This is a genomic window from Streptomyces sp. NPDC058289, assembly GCF_042880975.1.
Taxonomy (GTDB): Bacteria; Actinomycetota; Actinomycetes; order Streptomycetales; family Streptomycetaceae; genus Streptomyces; species Streptomyces stoeckheimensis.
Genome location: NZ_JBHVYI010000214.1, coordinates 1 through 1,129, shown reverse-complemented (window position 1 = coordinate 1,129; position 1,129 = coordinate 1). Strand labels below are relative to the sequence as shown.

At 65.9% G+C, this 1,129-nt stretch carries 1 protein-coding gene; it reads left to right on the top strand.

Annotated features, from left to right (window positions below; genetic code table 11):
• Window positions 1–236: 236 nt before the first annotated feature.
• On the top strand, window positions 237–1,106 hold the full coding sequence (locus ACFVX6_RS40935) for an IS5 family transposase (protein ID WP_389699666.1): 870 nt from the start codon (window positions 237–239) through the stop codon (window positions 1,104–1,106).
• The last annotated feature ends 23 nt before the right edge of the window (window positions 1,107–1,129 follow it).

Here is a 1,129-nt window from a genome sequence, read left to right as displayed (position 1 = left end):
AGAGGTCGTTTTCACCTGGACTGCCCGCTTATCAACAGATTCTCGGAGTGTCGGGCTGCGGTGCAGGTGAGGTTGCAGAGGCGGTCGATGCCTGCGGGGACGGGTGGGGTGGCTGATGGGGTGAAAGGCCACGTGTTCCTGTCTCATCCCAGGATGACCGGTCTCCGAGGTCGTGTGCTTCCACCGTCGCGGGTGTGCGCCTGGGCGCATGCGGTCCGGCGCGGTACGCCGGAAGTATGGCGAAGCGACGTCCCTATCCAAGCGATCTGTCCGATGCCCGTTGGGAGTTGATCGAGCCGGTCCTGGCCGCATGGCGCTTCGAGCGCCGCGGCCGGGCCCTGGACTTCGGCCGGCCACCCGAACACGACCTGCGCGACATCATGGACGCGATCTTGTATGTCGACCGCACCGGGGTCCAGTGGCGCTACCTCCCGCACGACTACCCGCACTGGAACACCGTCTACGGCTACTTCGCCAAGTGGGCCGACGAGGGCGTGTTCGCCCAGCTCAACGGCCTGCTCCGGCAGCTTCTGCGAGAGAAGGAGGGCCGGGACGCAGAGCCAACGGCCTGTGTGATCGACGCCCAGAGCGTCAAGACCTCCACCAGCGTCCCCGCTGCCGGCCAGGGCGTCGACGCGGGCAAGAAAATCGTCGGCAGGAAGCGGAGCATCGTCACCGACACGCTCGGCCTTCTCCTCGCAGTGTTGGTCACCGCGGCGAGCGTGCAGGACTCCGTTGCCGGCACCTCGCTGCTCGACCAGGTCGCCGCCGAACATCCCCGCATCCGCAAGGTGTGGGTCGACGGCGGTTACCGCCAGCACCTCGTTGAGCATGCCGCCACACTCGGCATCGACATGGAGATCACCACCCGCAAGCCCGGGACCAGGGGATTCACCCCCATACCCAAACGGTGGGCGGTCGAGCGGACCTACGGCTGGCTCATGCTCCACCGACGCCTTGCCCGCGACTACGAAACCTTGCCCACCCGCTCCGAAGCCGTGATCCACATCGCCATGACCGACCTCATGGCCCGCCGCCTCACCAGCGAGAACACCATCTCCTGGCGCGACCCGAAGAAGACCACAGAACATGTGATTCCGGGATGAAACATCGGACGAAAACGACCTCT

Coding starts and splice junctions, on each gene's coding strand:
- ACFVX6_RS40935 (WP_389699666.1), top strand. CDS start 237: ATGGCGAAGCGACGTCCCTATCCAAGCGATCTGTCCGATGCCCGTTGG.